We start from the raw sequence: 15,702 nt of genomic DNA, 5'->3' as shown, positions 1-15,702 counted from the left end.
AAAATGAAAAAATCAATATTCCTTGTTATTGCCTGTATCCTATCGTCATTCTCTTTTGCCCAAGAAAAGAACCCGATAGGATTGATCGAAACTCCTAAAGGAAAAATATATATCCGGCTTTTTGATGAAACCCCAAACCACAAGCAAAGCTTTATCGAGCTTGCGAAAGCAGGCTATTGGGATTCCCTTACTTTCAACCGGGTCATCCCCAATTTTGTCGCACAGGGCGGTTGTCCTGATACGGAAGAAGGGTTCAAAGATCCTGAATACCTTTTGGAACCGGAATTTGTTAAAGGTATCACCCACATCTATGGTGCAGTGGGTGCAGGCAGGGACGATAATCCGGGAAAACTTTCAGCAAGGTGCCAGTTTTACATCGTCCAAAACAAAGATGGATTACACAGATTGGACAATGACTACACGGTTTTTGGACAGGTGATCAAAGGAATGGACATCATCGATCAGATTGTTTATCAAAAAAGAGACAGCAAGGACGAACCGGTGATTCCAATAACCCTTAAAGTTTCTATCCTTTACCTGTCGAAAGCTGAACAGGAAAAATTGACCAACCTTTAAGCTGCGCAACTCAATTATGAAATGGAATAAAAGTGCCGCCCTCAAAATATTGAAATATGCAGGGTTTGCTTTGGGTCTGATCCTCGTCATCATGGCGGTCTTCCCTTTATTCTTCAAAGACAAAGTCAACGCCAAAGTCAAGGACTATCTCCAAAGCCAAGTGACAACCGAACTTAGCTATAATGAAATCAACCTTACTTTTTTCAGACATTTTCCCACGCTGACAGTATCCCTCGATGAGGTTTTTATCCGTGGTGCAGCAGGTTTTGTCCCGGATACCTTGATGTATGCTACAGATGTATCTTTGGGGATTAATGTGCTTTCTGTTTTCAGTGAAAAAATTGAAATCAAAGGAATTTACCTCAATCAAGCCAAAATCAACATCCTGAGAGATACCCAAGGACATGCCAATTTTGATATTTTTCCGGCAGAAACTGATACAATTCCGAAAGAAGAAGCTCCTTCCGACCTAGCTTTGAATATCAACAATATCAAATTTACAAACAGCAGGTTTTTTTATGGGGACACGGACCTGGACTTTTCTTGCCTTGCAGAAAACTTTGATTATTCGGGAAAGGGAAATTTGCAGGATGCCATTGTCGACCTCAGCAGTGACCTCAACATACAGACCTTTGAGCTTACCTATGAAGGAACCACCTACCTATCCAAAAAAAGGGTCAGTGCCAGTCTTCAAACCAAAATCAATACCGAATCCACAGCCCTGACTTTCGAAAGAAACCATTTGATGATCAATGAATTGCCGGTAGATTTCATCGGAAAACTTGAATTCCTAAGCGGTGGCTATGACATGAATTTCATCTTGGAATCGGTCGATACGGATTTCAAAGATATGCTAACCTTGATTCCGGAGGAATTGGGAACTTGGCTGGACAATACCCAAGTCAAAGGAAAAGGCGAACTCAGGGGTTCTCTGCAGGGACTTTATCTCCCCGAAGAGAATCAGATGCCCAACCTATTGATGAATCTCTTTGTCTACAATGGCTATATCAGCCACTCAGGATCATCGATCCCTATCGAAAAACTTTACCTCGATCTAGACCTCACCGTCCCCGAACTGAATGTTGACAAAACCATTATTGCGCTGGACAGTGTTTCTATGACCCTTGGTGAGGGTTTTGTCCAAGGTCACCTGAACATTGATGGACTTGACCCGGCTTTGGTAAATAGCGATTTGGCCATGAATATTGACTTGAACCTGTTGGACAAAGCATTGGGAATCATCCCTTATGACCTCCGAGGAACCATGGAAATGACCTTGCAGGCAAATGGAAGTTATATCACCCGGCCGGTGCCAAATAGATACCGGGGCAATGAAACAGAGATCATCAGTATACCCAAATTCAAGTTTAGTTCGGCTATCCAGGATGGCTACTTCAGGTGGACAGCCCTTCCGGAAGCCATTCAGGACATCTCCTGGAATCTTACCGTCAATTCCCCTGACAGCATCTTTCAGAATATAGGAATAGACCTTCAGAATTTCAATTTTGGGGTACTTGAAAACAAGGCAAAGGGCCATTTCAAGGTCAAGGACCTTAGGGGCATGGAGGTGGATGCTGCCATGACGGCAGATTTCAATCTTTCGGAAATTGAAAAATTCTATCCCCTTGATTCCGGGATGACCCTCAAGGGAAACCTAGCCCTGAACATCAATGCCAAGGGAAGCTACGATGAAGAAAGGAAGATTTTTCCGGTAATTAATTCCCAAATTTCTGTGTGTGAAGGATTTATCAAAACAGTCTATTCAGATCTTGCAGTGGAAAACATTTCATTCGTATTGAATATCCTGAGTGAAAGGGGTTCTTATACTGACTTGAAATTTGACTTACAGCCCATTGCATTCACCTTTGCAGGCCATCCATTTTCTCTGAAAGCCAACCTCGAAAACCTCGATGACATCCGCTATGAAGTCCAATCGCAGGGAAGGATTGACCTTGGCAGACTCTACCAGACATTTGGCATAGAAGGATATGATGTGGATGGTTATCTCCTCACCGACATCAATCTCAAAGGACTTCAAAGTGATGCCATCAAAGGCAGGCTTCAACAGCTTGACAACAAGGGAACTGTAGAAATGGAAAAAATCAGGCTCAGATCGGAGCTTTTCCCACTTCCCTTTGACATCCATTCGGGTAAAATCCGCGTGGACAAAGACAAAGTCTACTTGGAGAAACTCCACGCCCAATATGCCGGCAACAACCTTATTGCGGATGGGTACCTGTACAATCTGATTGCCTACTATTTGGATGAAAATGCTCCGGTTCAGGGCAACCTGACACTCAGCAGCCCGAAGCTGAATCTCAATGACTTCATGTTTTATACCGAGGAAGAATCGGTGTCTGTGGATACCCTTGGTGATGTTCAGGGCGTGGTCATGGTGCCCCCCAACGTGGATTTCAGCTTGGTGGCTTCAGTCGATACCATTCTTTTTGATGAAATCAGATTGGAAAAATTCAAAGGTAAATTAAAGCTCAAGGAAGGTGCCTTAGAAATGGAAAATACAGGATTTAACTTGGTCGGTGCTGAAGTTCTGATGTCAGGAAAATACCTTCCTACAGATCCTTTTAGGGCAGTTTTTGACTACAGCATCAAGGCAAAAGGCTTCGATATCAAGCGGGCTTATGACGAGATTCCCTTGTTTAAAGAAATGGTCACAGCTGCTGAATATGCACAGGGGATAGCCTCTTTGGACTACAAGCTATCAGGCAGATTGGATGCCAACATGGATCCTGTTCTCCCATCCATCAAAGGCGAAGGAGTATTTGCCTTGGACAAGGTAAAACTGAAAGGCTTCAAGTTGATGAACAACATCGCCAAAGACACCGAAAACAAGGAATTGGCTGATCCTGAATTGGCAGGTGTGCAGATCAAAAGCAGCATTGCCAACAACCTCATCACTATCGAAAGGACCAGGATGCGGATCGCAGGATTCCGACCAAGGTTCGAAGGGCAGGTCAGTTTGGATGGGGATATGAGCATTGCTTTCAGGTTGGGTTTGCCACCATTGGGCATTTTTGGAATTCCGATCAAAATCACCGGCAATTCTGAAAACCCAATAATCGAAGTAGGCAAAATCACCGAAGGCGATGAATTGGAAGAAACAGAAGATGAATCGGGAACACAAGTCGAAGAAACCGGAAATACAGGGTCAAACAAATAGGTCTAATCCTTTTTTGAACGGTTTCCGAAAACCCATTCATTTATTTAGATTTAGCTATCATTCTTACCCAAATATGTCATGAAAAATATACCTTTTCTTTTTGTCTTAATATTTGCCACCCAATTTGTAAATGCCCAAGGCACAAAACTGCTCCGCGAGCCCACTATCAGCCAAGAACATATTGTTTTTGTCCATGCCAACGACCTTTGGAAAGTCAGTAAATCCGGCGGCGATGCCATCAGACTGACCAGCAATGAGGGGTCGGAATCTTTACCTAGGTTATCACCGGATGGCAAAAGCATTGCCTTTACAGGTCAATACGACGGCAACACAGATGTGTATGTCATTCCAATTGAAGGTGGTGAACCAAAGCGGCTGACCTGGCATCCAGGTGCAGATTTGGTGACAGGATGGACCCCTGATGGCAAAGAAGTCCTTTTCAACTCGGCAAGGGTCGGTGTGCCTACCCAAGAATCCAAATTCTTTAAAGTATCCAAAGACGGCGGTATGGAAGAAGCATTGGATATCCCAAGAGCCGTAAATGGCAGGATTTCTTCCGATGGCAAATCAATTGCCTACCAACAAATCGCATTTTGGGATCCTGAATGGAGGAATTACCGAGGCGGTCAGGCCAAACCTATCTGGATCGTGGACATGAAAAGCCATGCGCTCAAATTGACTCCTCAGACGGACAACGAGCGGCATACCCAACCCATATGGCACGGGGACAAGGTGTTTTTCTTGTCAGAAAGAGATTTTGCGAATAACATCTGGTCTTTTGACCCTAAGTCAGAAACATTAAAACAAGAAACCTTTCATACAGATTTTGATATCAAAAACCATGATTCCAACGGATCAGAAGTGGTCTATGAACAGGGTGGCTATCTCCATATCCTCAATCCGGCGACAGGGGCTTCCAAGCAATTGGCAATCAATGTCAACGGGGATTTTCATTGGGCAAGAGAAAGATGGCAGGAAGTCAATGGCAGAAGCCTGACCAATGCTTCCCTTTCACCCACCGGTCAGAGGGCTATATTTGAATTCAGAGGAGAAATTATCACTATTCCAAAGGAAAAAGGTGATGCCCGCAACCTGACCAATACTTCCGGCATAGCAGACCGCTCACCTGTTTGGTCGGCAGATGGGCAGCAGATTGCGTGGTTTTCAGATGCTTCAGGGGAATACCAATTGATGATCGGAGATCAGGAAGGACTTGGCAAGCCAAAAGCCATTTCCCTTCCCAACAAATCATTTTACTTCAAGCCGGAATGGGCACCAGATGGCAAAAACATCGCCTTCACCGATACCGATTACAATCTTTGGATTGTCAACGTAACCACAGGGACGGCTAAAATCGCCGACACGGAGAGATTTGCACATCCTAACAGAAGCTTGAATCCTGTATGGTCTCCGGATTCTAAATGGGTAGCTTATGCCCGACTCTTGGACAATCAATTCAAAGCCATATTCGCCTACCAAGTAGAATCAGGTAAAAAAATCCAGGTTACAGATGGTTTGGCGGATGCGATCAGCCCAGTTTGGGATGCCAATGGAGAATACCTGTATTTCCTTGCCAGTACCAATTTTGGATTGAATTCAGGTTGGTTGGACATGAGTTCTTACGAGAGGCCAATCACCAGAAGTCTGTATCTGGCGGTTTTAAACAAATCCGGGAAGTCTCCACTCCTACCTGAAAGCGACGAGGAAAAACCAAAAGAAACTGAGAAAAAAGAACCGGAAAAGAAAGCTGAATCCAAGCCTGTAATCATTGATGAGGAAGGATTATGGAATAGAATCATTGCTGTAGACATTCCGGCAAGGGATTATACCGGTTTGGTCAAAGGACCTGAGAACTATTTGTTCTACACAGAATCGGTTCCAAACCAGACAGGATTTCTTTTGCACCGCTACAATTTCAAAGAAAGGAAGACAGAATTATACCTTTCAGGAATCAATTTCTCGACAACTTCCCATGACAGAAAATCATTGCTTTATCAGGCAAATGGAAACTGGGGAATCGTAGAAACCAATGGAGGACCAAAGAAAGTCGGAGACGGTAATCTGAAGGCTATTGGCAGTTTCCAGGTGAAAATCAATCCCAAGGAAGAGTGGGAGCAGATTTTCAGGGAAGGTTGGAGATACCAACGGGATTTCCTTTATGTAGACAATGTTCACGGGGCGCCTTGGAATGATATTTTCAATTGGTACAAACAATGGGTTTCCCATGTCAAGCACCGGAGTGACCTGAATTATATAGTGGATATTCTGGGAGGCGAAGTCGCAGTGGGACATAGCTATACCTCGGGCGGTGATTTTCCTGATGTCAAATCTGTGAATATCGGATTGCTTGGAGCGGACTATGAAGTCTCCCAAGGAAAATATCGAATATCAAAAATCTACAATGCCGAAAGTTGGAATCCCAACTTGAAAGCGCCGTTGGCCATTCCTGGAATTGATGTCAAAGAGGGAGATTATATCCTTGAAGTAAATGGCACTGAGATAACGGCAAAGGAAAACCTATTTAAGCATTTCGAAGGAACTGCCAACAGACAAATTAAAATCAGAGTAAACAGTAATCCCGGTACAGAAGGATCAAGATTGATCACCGTTGTCCCTATTGAAAATGAAAACCAATTGAGGATGATGAATTGGGTGGAAAGTAACAGGAGAAAAGTGGATGAATTGTCAGGCGGGAAATTGGCCTATGTGTACGTACCCAATACAGGAAACCCCGGCTACACCTATTTCAACCGCTATTATTTTTCCCAACAGGATAAAAAAGGAGCCGTAATTGACGAAAGGAACAATGGCGGAGGTTCAGCGGCCGACTACATGGTGGACATCATGGCCCGCGAACTTCACGGGTATTTCAACAGCCGTGCTGGGGACAGAAGACCATTTACTACTCCTATGGCAGGGATTTGGGGTCCAAAAGTAATGCTGATCAATGAAAGGGCAGGTTCGGGCGGAGACCTTCTCCCCTATCTTTTCCACAAAATGAAAATAGGACCACTCATCGGAACCAAAACTTGGGGCGGATTGGTCGGAACATGGGACACACCTCCCTTCATAGATGGTGGCAGGATGGTTGCACCAAGGGGTGGTTTTTATGATGTCAATGGAGAATGGGCTGTAGAAGGTGTGGGGATTTCGCCTGACATCGCTGTCGAGCAATCGCCCAAGGAAGTCATCCAAGGAAAGGATCCCCAACTTGAAAGGGCTGTGAAAGAAGCTTTGAAACTCCTGGAAACAGAAGGTGTAGAATTGAAACCTGAACCCAAAGCGCCAATTAGATATGCAAGGCCACAAAAGAAAAATTAACCCTTAAAGCCGGGGAAATTTAAAGCGAATTTCATTGAATCACAGTCAAAAGCCTGCTGAAAAACCTTTTGAATTATTAAACCCATTGAAAATATAAAACAGATGTATTTATCCTAAAAGGTATAATTAATTGCAGAATATTGATAGAAATAGTTTAAAACGTTAAATTTTTATTAAAAAACCAAATATTTACATTCAATCTATTTAACTTTAAAGAAAAAACCATTATGAAAAAATCATTCTTCCTTTACGCTATTTTATTCATAGCATTATTCTCTTTTAGTGCACAGGCACAAACAATCCAAGCTCCAAAAGTGGCAGTTCCGACAGCAGATCTTCAAAAACAATTACAGGGTGCTTTGGATAGTGTAGATGGTTTGGGACTTTCTGCAGATCAAACCTCAAAACTGAAGGCAAACAATAAGACTTTTGCAGGTGAGATTTTCAAAATCCTAGGCGGAACTGGAACAGATGATGCCAAAAAAGGTCTTTTGAACAACTTGGGTGGCGAAAGACAAAAGTTTTTGAGCAATCTTTTGGGAAGTAGCCTTCTTGGTAAGTACACCCAAAAAATCAACGGATTGATCAAGCCTTTCAAAAGTAAATTGGGATTGGCTTCCATGTTATTCTAAATATCAGAATAGCCTTCTTTTTTTTTTAAAGTAGGTATCCAAATTTTCAAAGCCGTGGAATTTCCTGTAAATTCCACGGCTTTCCCATTTAAACCCACCTATGAAGCATCTATTTTATTTCATCCCACTGATTCTGATCGGTTGCAACCAACCAAAGTTAGAAGCTGAGTTTCGGTTGACAGATCCCAAAAACGGAATCTTGTTTGAAAAACAGCCTGCAGTTGTGTTTTCCAAATCCAATTCGGAAGAGGCTGATATTACTATCGACGAATCTGTCACCTATCAGGAAATGGATGGCTTTGGGTTTACGCTTTCTCAGGGAAGTGCAATTCATCTTCTGGGAATGAACCTTACTGCAAGAGCCGAGATTTTGAAAGAGCTTTTTGGAAATGAAGAAAACAGCATCGGTGTCAGCTACCTCAGATTGTCGGTTGCTGCTTCCGACTTGAATGAATACCCATTTTCCTACCATGATTTCGAGGAAGGTGAAAAAGACACCTTGCTTTTAAAGTTTGACTTGGGTCCGGATAGAAATGATGTAATTCCTGTTCTAAAAGAAATCATGACCATCAATCCCAATATCAAGTTGATGGCTTCGCCTTGGTCGCCACCTTCTTGGATGAAGGACAACAAGGATACCCGAGGTGGGAAACTGCTTCCTGAATTCTATGACATTTATGCCCTTTACCTGGTCAAATACATCCAACAGATGGCAGCAGAAGGATTTACAATCGATGCCCTTACCATTCAGAATGAACCCCTTCACCCCGGCAACAATCCTAGTCTGCTGATGCTCGCTGAGGAGCAGCGGGACTTTATCAAATTCCACCTTGGGCCAAAATTTGAAGCAAATGGAATTAATACCAAAATCATCATCTACGACCATAATGCAGACAGGCCTGATTACCCAATCAGCATTTTAGATGACCCTGAAGCCAAGAAATACATTGACGGCTCCGCATTTCACCTATATGGGGGAAACATAGAAGCGCTGTCGGAAGTCCATAAAGCCCATCCTGACAAAAACCTGTATTTTACCGAACAATGGGTCGGTGCACCGGGAAACTTGCCCGGAGACCTTTCTTGGCATACCAAAAACCTGACTATCGGTGCACCGAGAAACTGGGCCAAAACAGTTTTGGAGTGGAACCTGAGTTCGGCACCCGACCTCAAACCACATACTGACCGCGGAGGATGTGACCAATGTCTTGGTGCCATTACCATCAAAATCGACAAAGTATTGCGGAATCCTGCTTATTATGTAATCGCCCACGCATCCAAATATGTGCAGCCCGGATCATTACGGATAGACAGCAACGAACCTGAAGGCCTACCAAATGTCGCCTTCAAAAGACCTGACGGAAAAATCGTTCTTCTCTTATTGAATGAATCCAAAGATGCCAGGACATTTTCGATAAAGAACAAGGAGTGGTCAGGGACAATGACTCTGGAAGCCGGTGCTGTGGCCACCTTGCTGTTCTGATCAACAGCTATTTTACCACTAATATTTGATTGATGGAGAGTTTTGGGAAAAAAGAGCGTAAGATGTATTTGGTTTCGGGCAAGTGTTTGACTTTTTTTAAACTTCCAAGAATTTCAAATTCATCCGAATAACTGTCTTCCTTATTCAAAAATCCATAGGCAGAAAAAACCCCTTTTTCAAAATAAAGAAAGGCCGTTTCATTGGGATGAATACCTTTTTCTTTGATTATTACCGCACCCTCCTGACCTGTGATGGAAGCAAAAAAATCATTTGCTTTTTGGTTATATTCTTCGGGCGATTCTTGATGGCAACACGCCCCCTGACATTTTTGGATTTGATAGTCATAACATGCACCGGCTGTCTTTTGGATACCTGCCAGTTTTGGACAAAGGCTAAAAACCGCTACCTGATCCATCAGGTACTTCCACCCTTCCGAATGGCTTTCAAATTCAAGAATGGGTTTTAAATTTCCCGAATTCTTTCCTATCTGAAACCGTACATATCCTTGCCCATCCTCGTATTGGTACAATCCCCAGTTCCAAGAATTATATTTAAGTGCTTTGTTAAATTTTGGCCACAAGCGCTTGATTTCCAATGATTCAAGCAGAAAAGCCAAGAATTCATTTCCTGTAAGTTCCCAACTGATATCATGGATTTCATTGTACAGCTGCATTTTGTCTTTGGAACTTGAAGAGAAATGTCCTTTGAACCTACTCCGGATATCATTGGCTTTGCCGACGTAGATTACCTGCCCGTTTTTATCATGGAAATAATAGATTCCGGTGCTTTCAGGAATCTCCAAAAAGCGCTCCCTTGAAATATGGGGAGGCAAAAAGCTTTCTCCATTACTTTTTTTTAAAGTTTGGTAGATGACATCCGGACTTCTCTTCATGATCAGGTCAAACAATTCTGCAGTGGCATCTGCATCTCCCATGGCCCGGTGTCTCTCTTTGATAGAAATGGATAGGTGCCCACATATCCTGCCTAGGCTATACGAACCAAAACCCGGAAATGCCTTTCTACTTAGCCTTACCGTACACAGTTTCGGTGCGTTGTACTCAATACCAGAAAACTTTAAAGCCTCCCTGATAAATGAATAATCAAAATTGACATTGTGGGCTACAAAAACATTTCCCTTTAAAAAATCATACAGTTCATCCGCAATTTCCGAAAATGTAGGAGCGCCTTCCAACATGTCGTTATCTATTCCTGTCAGCCCGGTGATGAAACTCGGAACCATTCTTTCCGGATCAATCAGGGAATGAAACCTGTCCACCACCCGATCCCCGTCATGTAAAATCGCAGCAATTTCTGTAATTCCTCCTTGAGAAGGATTTCCGCCTGTGGTTTCGATATCTACGATGACGTAATTCATGGCATATTTTGATCAACAAATTAAATAAAATACACCTTAAAATCCTGATGAAATCTGCAACCCGACAGAAAGTGTCCGAATAATGAATCTATCTCCTGTTAGACCATTTGTTAAGGCAAGTTGTTTCATGGATATACGCTTTTTTGCCAGTAACCCTATATTCTTCTTCATGGGGACGGACGACGGAAGTCGGAAGACCCCCGCCTGTCGTCGGGCAGGGATGTACCGGATATTTCAGTCTGCAGACAAAAATTTAAATGGATATCCAATCTACTGGCATAATTATGTACATACATTAGTTGTTTTTAATGAAACCAACTTTCTAACAGGTTTTCATGATGAAGTCTTGGTCACCAAAACGGGTAAATGGATCGTAATGTCAAAAAATCAGGTAGAAAATCTATTTCCAGAAATGTTTTTTATCAAACCAGATCTAAAAAACCTTGAAAGTAAAAGTCATTGGAGTTTTTTGTTATCCTTATGCCGATCTATGTCCCGAATATTTTTTTTATCAAAATTCTTATGGAGCGCGTCAGTCAGGTCCACACCGGTTTGGTTGGCCAGACAGATAAGAACCCAAAGGATATCGGCCATTTCATCGGCCATGTTTACCTCTTTATCCGATTCTTTAAAAGATTGTTCCCCGTATTTTCGGGCCATAATCCGGGCGAGTTCACCCACTTCCTCCATCAGGATGGCAGTATTTGTAAGTTCATTAAAATAACGGACGCCAACGGTTTTGATCCAATCGTCCACTAATTGTTGGGCTTCAGAAATGGTGACTTCCTTTTTCATCAGACAAAATCCTCCCCTTTTGCTTTGGCAGCATTGACAAATTCCCTGAACTTCTTATCCCCATCCAACTTACAGACAATCAGCACATTTTCAGTTTCATTGATCAGGTAATTGTCCAAACCTTCCACCACCACTAATTTTTGGGGGCTTACCTTGATGTAGCAGTTTTTGGTATCATAGAGAAGGGCATTTGCCTCGACGACATTGTTCTCGCTGTCTTTTTCATGCACTTCATGAAGACTTGACCAAGAGCCCAAATCCGACCAACCGAAATCTCCGAGTACGACATACACCTCGTTGGCTTTTTCCATGATACCATAGTCGATAGAAATATTCTTGACCAAAGAATAGGCTTTTTTAATAAATGCATCTTCACTTTCAAGCGAAAAATGCTCCCCACCTTCTTCAAATACTTCTGAGACGTCGGGCATATATTTTTCAAATGCCTTGATAATGCTGCTCACTTTCCAGACAAACATCCCCGAATTCCAGACAAAATCCCCGCTTTCAATAAATGCCTTGGCAAGTTTTGCATTAGGCTTTTCGGTAAATGTTTTTACTTTTTTTACAGGATTGCCTTGGTTGCTGATGTATTGGATATAGCCGTATCCAGTTTCAGGTCTGTTTGGTCGGATGCCAAGCGTGATCAGTCTGTCTTCCATTTCTGCCGCCTCAATTGCAATTTCCATGGTTTTGAAGAAGTTTTCCTCCTGCACGATAAGGTGATCGGCCGGGGTGACGATTACTTTGGCATCAGGATTTTTATTCAAAATCCTATAACTCGCATAGGCAATACAGGTCGCAGTATTCCTTCTCAGTGGCTCTGTCAGGATTTGATTTTCAGGAATATCAGGAAGTTGTTCCCTGACGAGGTCTTCATACTTGGAGTTGGTGACTACAAAAAAAAGTGACTTGTCAGAAATCCTCACAAACCTGTCGTAGGTCATCTGTAAAAGCGTTCTTCCGGTACCTAAAATGTCTAAAAATTGTTTGGGTCTATTATTTCTGCTATATGGCCAAAACCTGGATCCTATTCCACCGGCCATAATCACAATGTAGGGTCTTTCTTGCATTGAAGTTGATTAAACTATTCCTTCTTTCATTAAATCATGAATATGGATAAATCCTGCCACTTTATCGCCATCCATCGCTACCAATTGTGTAATATTGAATTCCTTCATTTTGTTGAGTGCAATAATGGCATATTCTTCCACCCGAATGCTCTTTGGATGGACTGTCATGATATCGATGGCACGAACCCCTGATATGTCATTCATTCTCTGAAGCATCCTTCTCAGGTCACCATCCGTGATGATTCCCATCAGCTTGGAATCTTTATCCAAAACTGCTGTGGCTCCAAGTCTTTTTCCACTGATCTCCATGATCACTTCCGCCAAAGGAGCTTCTGCGCCGACTGCCGGGATTTGGTTTTTTGGAACAACATCTCCGACAGTAAGGTAAAGCTGTTTTCCCAAAGCCCCTCCGGGATGGTATTTGGCAAAATCCTCACTTGTAAAACCCCTTGCCTCCAAAAGACAGACCGCCAACGCATCTCCCATGGCCAATTGGGCAGTAGTACTCGAGGTGGGGGCAAGATTATTTGGGCAAGCTTCCTCAGCGATGGTTGCTTTCAATACAAAATCTGCATTTTGGGCAAGATAGCTATCGGTGTTGCTTACCATCGCAATAAGTTTGGACCCTAGCCTTTTGAGCAGGGGAACCAAGACCTTGATTTCAGGAGTATTGCCGCTCTTGGATATACAGATCACAAAATCCTCATGTTGGATCATCCCAAGGTCACCATGTATGGCATCGGCAGCATGCATAAAGAGTGCAGGTGTTCCGGTAGAATTCATAGTGGCCACGATTTTATTAGCTATAATCGCGCTTTTGCCTATTCCGGTGATAACCACCCTGCCCTTAGACTCCAAAATAGCCACTACACATGCTTCAAAATCATCGTCTATATAATTTACAAGATTTTGAATGGCATTTGCTTCTGTTTGAAGCACTTTGATGGCACTACTTTTAATATTTTTTGTTAACTTCAAAACTGCTGTTGTTATTCATTAGATTTGTAACAAAGGTATAAAAGAAATACTTCAAAATTTTAATGTGTGCCCATTAGGGTAGCATGGTAATATCAATTAATTGTGGATCAAAGCGCAAAAGAAAAACTTAAAATAATTTTCGGTTTCAACCACTTCAGAGGAACCCAGGAAGCTATTGTGGAAAACGTATTGAAGGGAAAAAACACCTTCGTCATCATGCCCACAGGAGCCGGGAAATCATTATGTTATCAATTTCCGGCCGTGGTCAGTGAAGGAACTGCCATCGTCATTTCTCCTCTAATTGCATTGATGAAAAATCAGGTAGACCAACTGAATGCATTTGGTGTCAATGCCTATTTTCTCAATTCTACATTGAATAAATCCGAGACCAACAAGGTAAAAAAGGAAGTCCTTTCAGGTAAAACAAAGCTGCTCTATGTAGCTCCGGAATCTCTGACTAAGGAAGAAAACATGCTTTTTCTCAAAGAGGCAAAGTTAAGTTTCGTCGCTATAGACGAAGCCCATTGTATCTCAGAGTGGGGCCATGATTTCAGGCCTGAATACCGGAAAATAAAAACCATTATTGCCCAGATCGGCTCTCACCTTCCGATTGTGGCCTTGACAGCTACTGCGACGCCTAAAGTTCAGGTCGATATCCAGAGAAACCTTCAAATGGAGGAAGCTGACATTTTCAAGTCTTCCTTCAACAGGCCCAATCTGTATTATGAAGTCCGGCCAAAGGTTAAGAATGAAACCAAAAAGCAGATCATCAAATACATCAAATCCCAAAAAGGAAAATCAGGAATCATCTATTGTCTCAGCCGCAAAAAAGTAGAGGAAATAGCGGAACTGCTGAAGGTCAACGGCATCAATGCCGCACCATACCATGCGGGATTGGACCAAAATGTCCGGATAAAAAACCAGGATGATTTTCTTAATGAAGAAACTGATGTGATCGTGGCCACCATTGCATTTGGGATGGGAATTGACAAACCTGATGTCAGGTATGTAATCCACTATGATGTGCCAAAATCTTTGGAAGGATACTATCAGGAAACAGGAAGGGCCGGAAGGGATGGATTGGAGGGACATTGTCTGATGTTTTATAGGCATGATGACATTGTCAAGCTAGAAAAATTCAACAAAGACAAACCTGTCACCGAAAGGGAAAACGCCAAAATCCTCCTTGAGGAAATGACTGCATACGCTGAAAGTACCATGTGCAGAAGAAGGGTGCTTTTACATTACTTTGGTGAAACAATGGACCATGATTGCGGCAATTGTGACAACTGTAAAAAGCAGAAAGAAAAATTCGAGGGAATGGATTATTTGCTTTCAGCAATAACTGCAGTCAAAGAAACCAACAACAGATTCAACCTTGCCCATATTGTAAAGGTTATCAGGGGTGAAAAAGATGATTATATCGCAAGTTATGGCCATGATCAGACCTCTGTCTTTGGAAAAGGAAAAGATGATGATGAAAAACTTTGGAAAACCGTTGTAAGACAGGCCCTGATTCTCGGCTTCCTTGACAAGGATATTGAGAATTACGGTGTTATCAAAATCACTGAAAAAGGCGAAAACTACCTTGAAGCGCCATATTCAGTTATTTTGAGCAAAGATTTCAATTTTGAGGAAGTGATTGTGGACACCAACGCCGAGGAAAATGCAGCAGGTGGAAAAGCTTATGATGAAAAGCTTTTTGAACTGCTAAAAGCGGAGCGGAAGAAAGTAGCAAAATCTAAAGGACTTCCTCCTTATGTGATTTTCCAGGATCCTTCCCTGGAAGAAATGGCGACAGTTTATCCTACCACCAAGGAGGAATTGGCCCAGATCAATGGAGTCGGAATGGGCAAAGTCACCAAATTCGGTGCGCCATTCCTAAAATTGATTGAAGCTTATGTGGAAGAAAATGAAATAATAACAGCGTCTGATGTCGTAGTCAAAACAGCAGGAAACCGCTCCAAAGTCAAAATATCTATCATACAACAAGTGGATAGAAAAGTTGATTTGGATGAAATCGCAGATAACCTTAACATTTCAATGTCAGAATTGATAGGTGAAATTGAGCAGATTATCTACAGCGGAACCAAGCTGAATATCAACTACTACATTGAAAACATCATGGATGACGAAAGAGAAGATATTCTCCATGAATATTTCATGACTGCTGAATCTGACAATATTAAAGCTGCTTTGGCAGAACTTGAAGAAGAGGATTTTGCTGAGGAAGAAATCCGGGTTTACAGAATCAAGTTCATTTCGGAGCATGCCAACTAAAACGAATTTAA

At 42.4% G+C, this 15,702-nt stretch carries 10 protein-coding genes; 6 read left to right on the top strand and 4 right to left on the bottom strand.

The genetic code is table 11. From position 1 onward, the window contains the following. Window positions 1-3 precede the first annotated feature (3 nt). The 5 genes from DQW11_RS14545 to DQW11_RS14525 all read left to right on the top strand — a co-directional run bounded on the left by DQW11_RS14545 (window position 4) and on the right by DQW11_RS14525 (window position 9,190). A complete protein-coding gene (locus tag DQW11_RS14545) occupies window positions 4-576 on the top strand; it encodes a peptidylprolyl isomerase (protein WP_113924780.1) in 573 nt (190 codons plus the stop codon). 16 nt (window positions 577-592) lie between these two features. Continuing rightward, window positions 593-3,754, top strand: coding sequence for an AsmA family protein (locus DQW11_RS14540; RefSeq protein WP_113924779.1), 3,162 nt, complete (start codon window positions 593-595; stop codon window positions 3,752-3,754). A gap of 78 nt (window positions 3,755-3,832) precedes the next feature. Next, the gene (locus DQW11_RS14535; protein ID WP_113924778.1) at window positions 3,833-7,075 is read left to right on the top strand and encodes a S41 family peptidase; all 3,243 of its coding nucleotides are present in this window, start codon (window positions 3,833-3,835) and stop codon (window positions 7,073-7,075) included. A gap of 227 nt (window positions 7,076-7,302) precedes the next feature. Next, a complete protein-coding gene (locus DQW11_RS14530; protein WP_113924777.1) occupies window positions 7,303-7,707 on the top strand; it encodes a hypothetical protein in 405 nt (134 codons plus the stop codon). Window positions 7,708-7,807: 100 nt separating this feature from the next. Beyond that, complete coding sequence (locus DQW11_RS14525; RefSeq protein WP_113924776.1) at window positions 7,808-9,190, top strand: glycoside hydrolase family 30 protein; 1,383 nt, start codon at window positions 7,808-7,810, stop codon at window positions 9,188-9,190. 7 nt (window positions 9,191-9,197) lie between these two features. On the opposite strand, the gene DQW11_RS14520 is transcribed toward DQW11_RS14525, so the two are convergent. The 4 genes from DQW11_RS14520 to DQW11_RS14505 all read right to left on the bottom strand — a co-directional run bounded on the left by DQW11_RS14520 (window position 9,198) and on the right by DQW11_RS14505 (window position 13,411). Further along, complete coding sequence (locus DQW11_RS14520) at window positions 9,198-10,565, bottom strand: exonuclease domain-containing protein (protein ID WP_113924775.1); 1,368 nt, start codon at window positions 10,563-10,565, stop codon at window positions 9,198-9,200. 456 nt (window positions 10,566-11,021) lie between these two features. Next, a complete protein-coding gene (locus tag DQW11_RS14515) occupies window positions 11,022-11,360 on the bottom strand; it encodes a nucleotide pyrophosphohydrolase (RefSeq protein ID WP_113924774.1) in 339 nt (112 codons plus the stop codon). Further along, entirely contained in the window at window positions 11,360-12,433 is a 1,074-nt protein-coding gene (locus DQW11_RS14510) for a mannose-1-phosphate guanylyltransferase (protein WP_113924773.1), read from the bottom strand. The genes DQW11_RS14515 and DQW11_RS14510 overlap by 1 nt, the downstream gene beginning before the upstream one ends. 9 nt (window positions 12,434-12,442) lie before the next feature. Continuing rightward, the gene (locus tag DQW11_RS14505; RefSeq protein WP_113924772.1) at window positions 12,443-13,411 is read right to left on the bottom strand and encodes a KpsF/GutQ family sugar-phosphate isomerase; all 969 of its coding nucleotides are present in this window, start codon (window positions 13,409-13,411) and stop codon (window positions 12,443-12,445) included. A 102-nt stretch (window positions 13,412-13,513) separates the two neighbouring features. Between DQW11_RS14505 and recQ the strand changes: the two genes are divergently transcribed. Then, window positions 13,514-15,691 carry a DNA helicase RecQ gene (recQ, locus tag DQW11_RS14500; protein ID WP_113924771.1) on the top strand — a complete coding sequence of 726 codons (2,178 nt, stop codon included), beginning with the start codon at window positions 13,514-13,516 and terminating at the stop codon, window positions 15,689-15,691. Window positions 15,692-15,702: the final 11 nt, after the last annotated feature.

Origin of the sequence: Cognataquiflexum aquatile, from assembly GCF_003316845.1 — a bacterium.
Lineage (GTDB): Bacteria > Bacteroidota > Bacteroidia > Cytophagales > Cyclobacteriaceae > Cognataquiflexum > Cognataquiflexum aquatile.
Note: the sequence above shows the minus strand (reverse complement) of the source record. Positions and strands in the feature narration are given on the sequence as shown.

Bases quoted from the DNA above. Each gene is read 5' to 3' on its own strand.
- DQW11_RS14510 (WP_113924773.1), bottom strand. From the start codon at position 12,433: ATGCAAGAAAGACCCTACATTGTGATTATGGCCGGTGGAATAGGATCC.
- DQW11_RS14540 (WP_113924779.1), top strand. From the start codon at position 593: ATGAAATGGAATAAAAGTGCCGCCCTCAAAATATTGAAATATGCAGGG.
- DQW11_RS14515 (WP_113924774.1), bottom strand. From the start codon at position 11,360: ATGAAAAAGGAAGTCACCATTTCTGAAGCCCAACAATTAGTGGACGAT.
- DQW11_RS14520 (WP_113924775.1), bottom strand. From the start codon at position 10,565: ATGAATTACGTCATCGTAGATATCGAAACCACAGGCGGAAATCCTTCT.
- DQW11_RS14535 (WP_113924778.1), top strand. From the start codon at position 3,833: ATGAAAAATATACCTTTTCTTTTTGTCTTAATATTTGCCACCCAATTT.
- DQW11_RS14530 (WP_113924777.1), top strand. From the start codon at position 7,303: ATGAAAAAATCATTCTTCCTTTACGCTATTTTATTCATAGCATTATTC.
- DQW11_RS14545 (WP_113924780.1), top strand. From the start codon at position 4: ATGAAAAAATCAATATTCCTTGTTATTGCCTGTATCCTATCGTCATTC.
- DQW11_RS14525 (WP_113924776.1), top strand. From the start codon at position 7,808: ATGAAGCATCTATTTTATTTCATCCCACTGATTCTGATCGGTTGCAAC.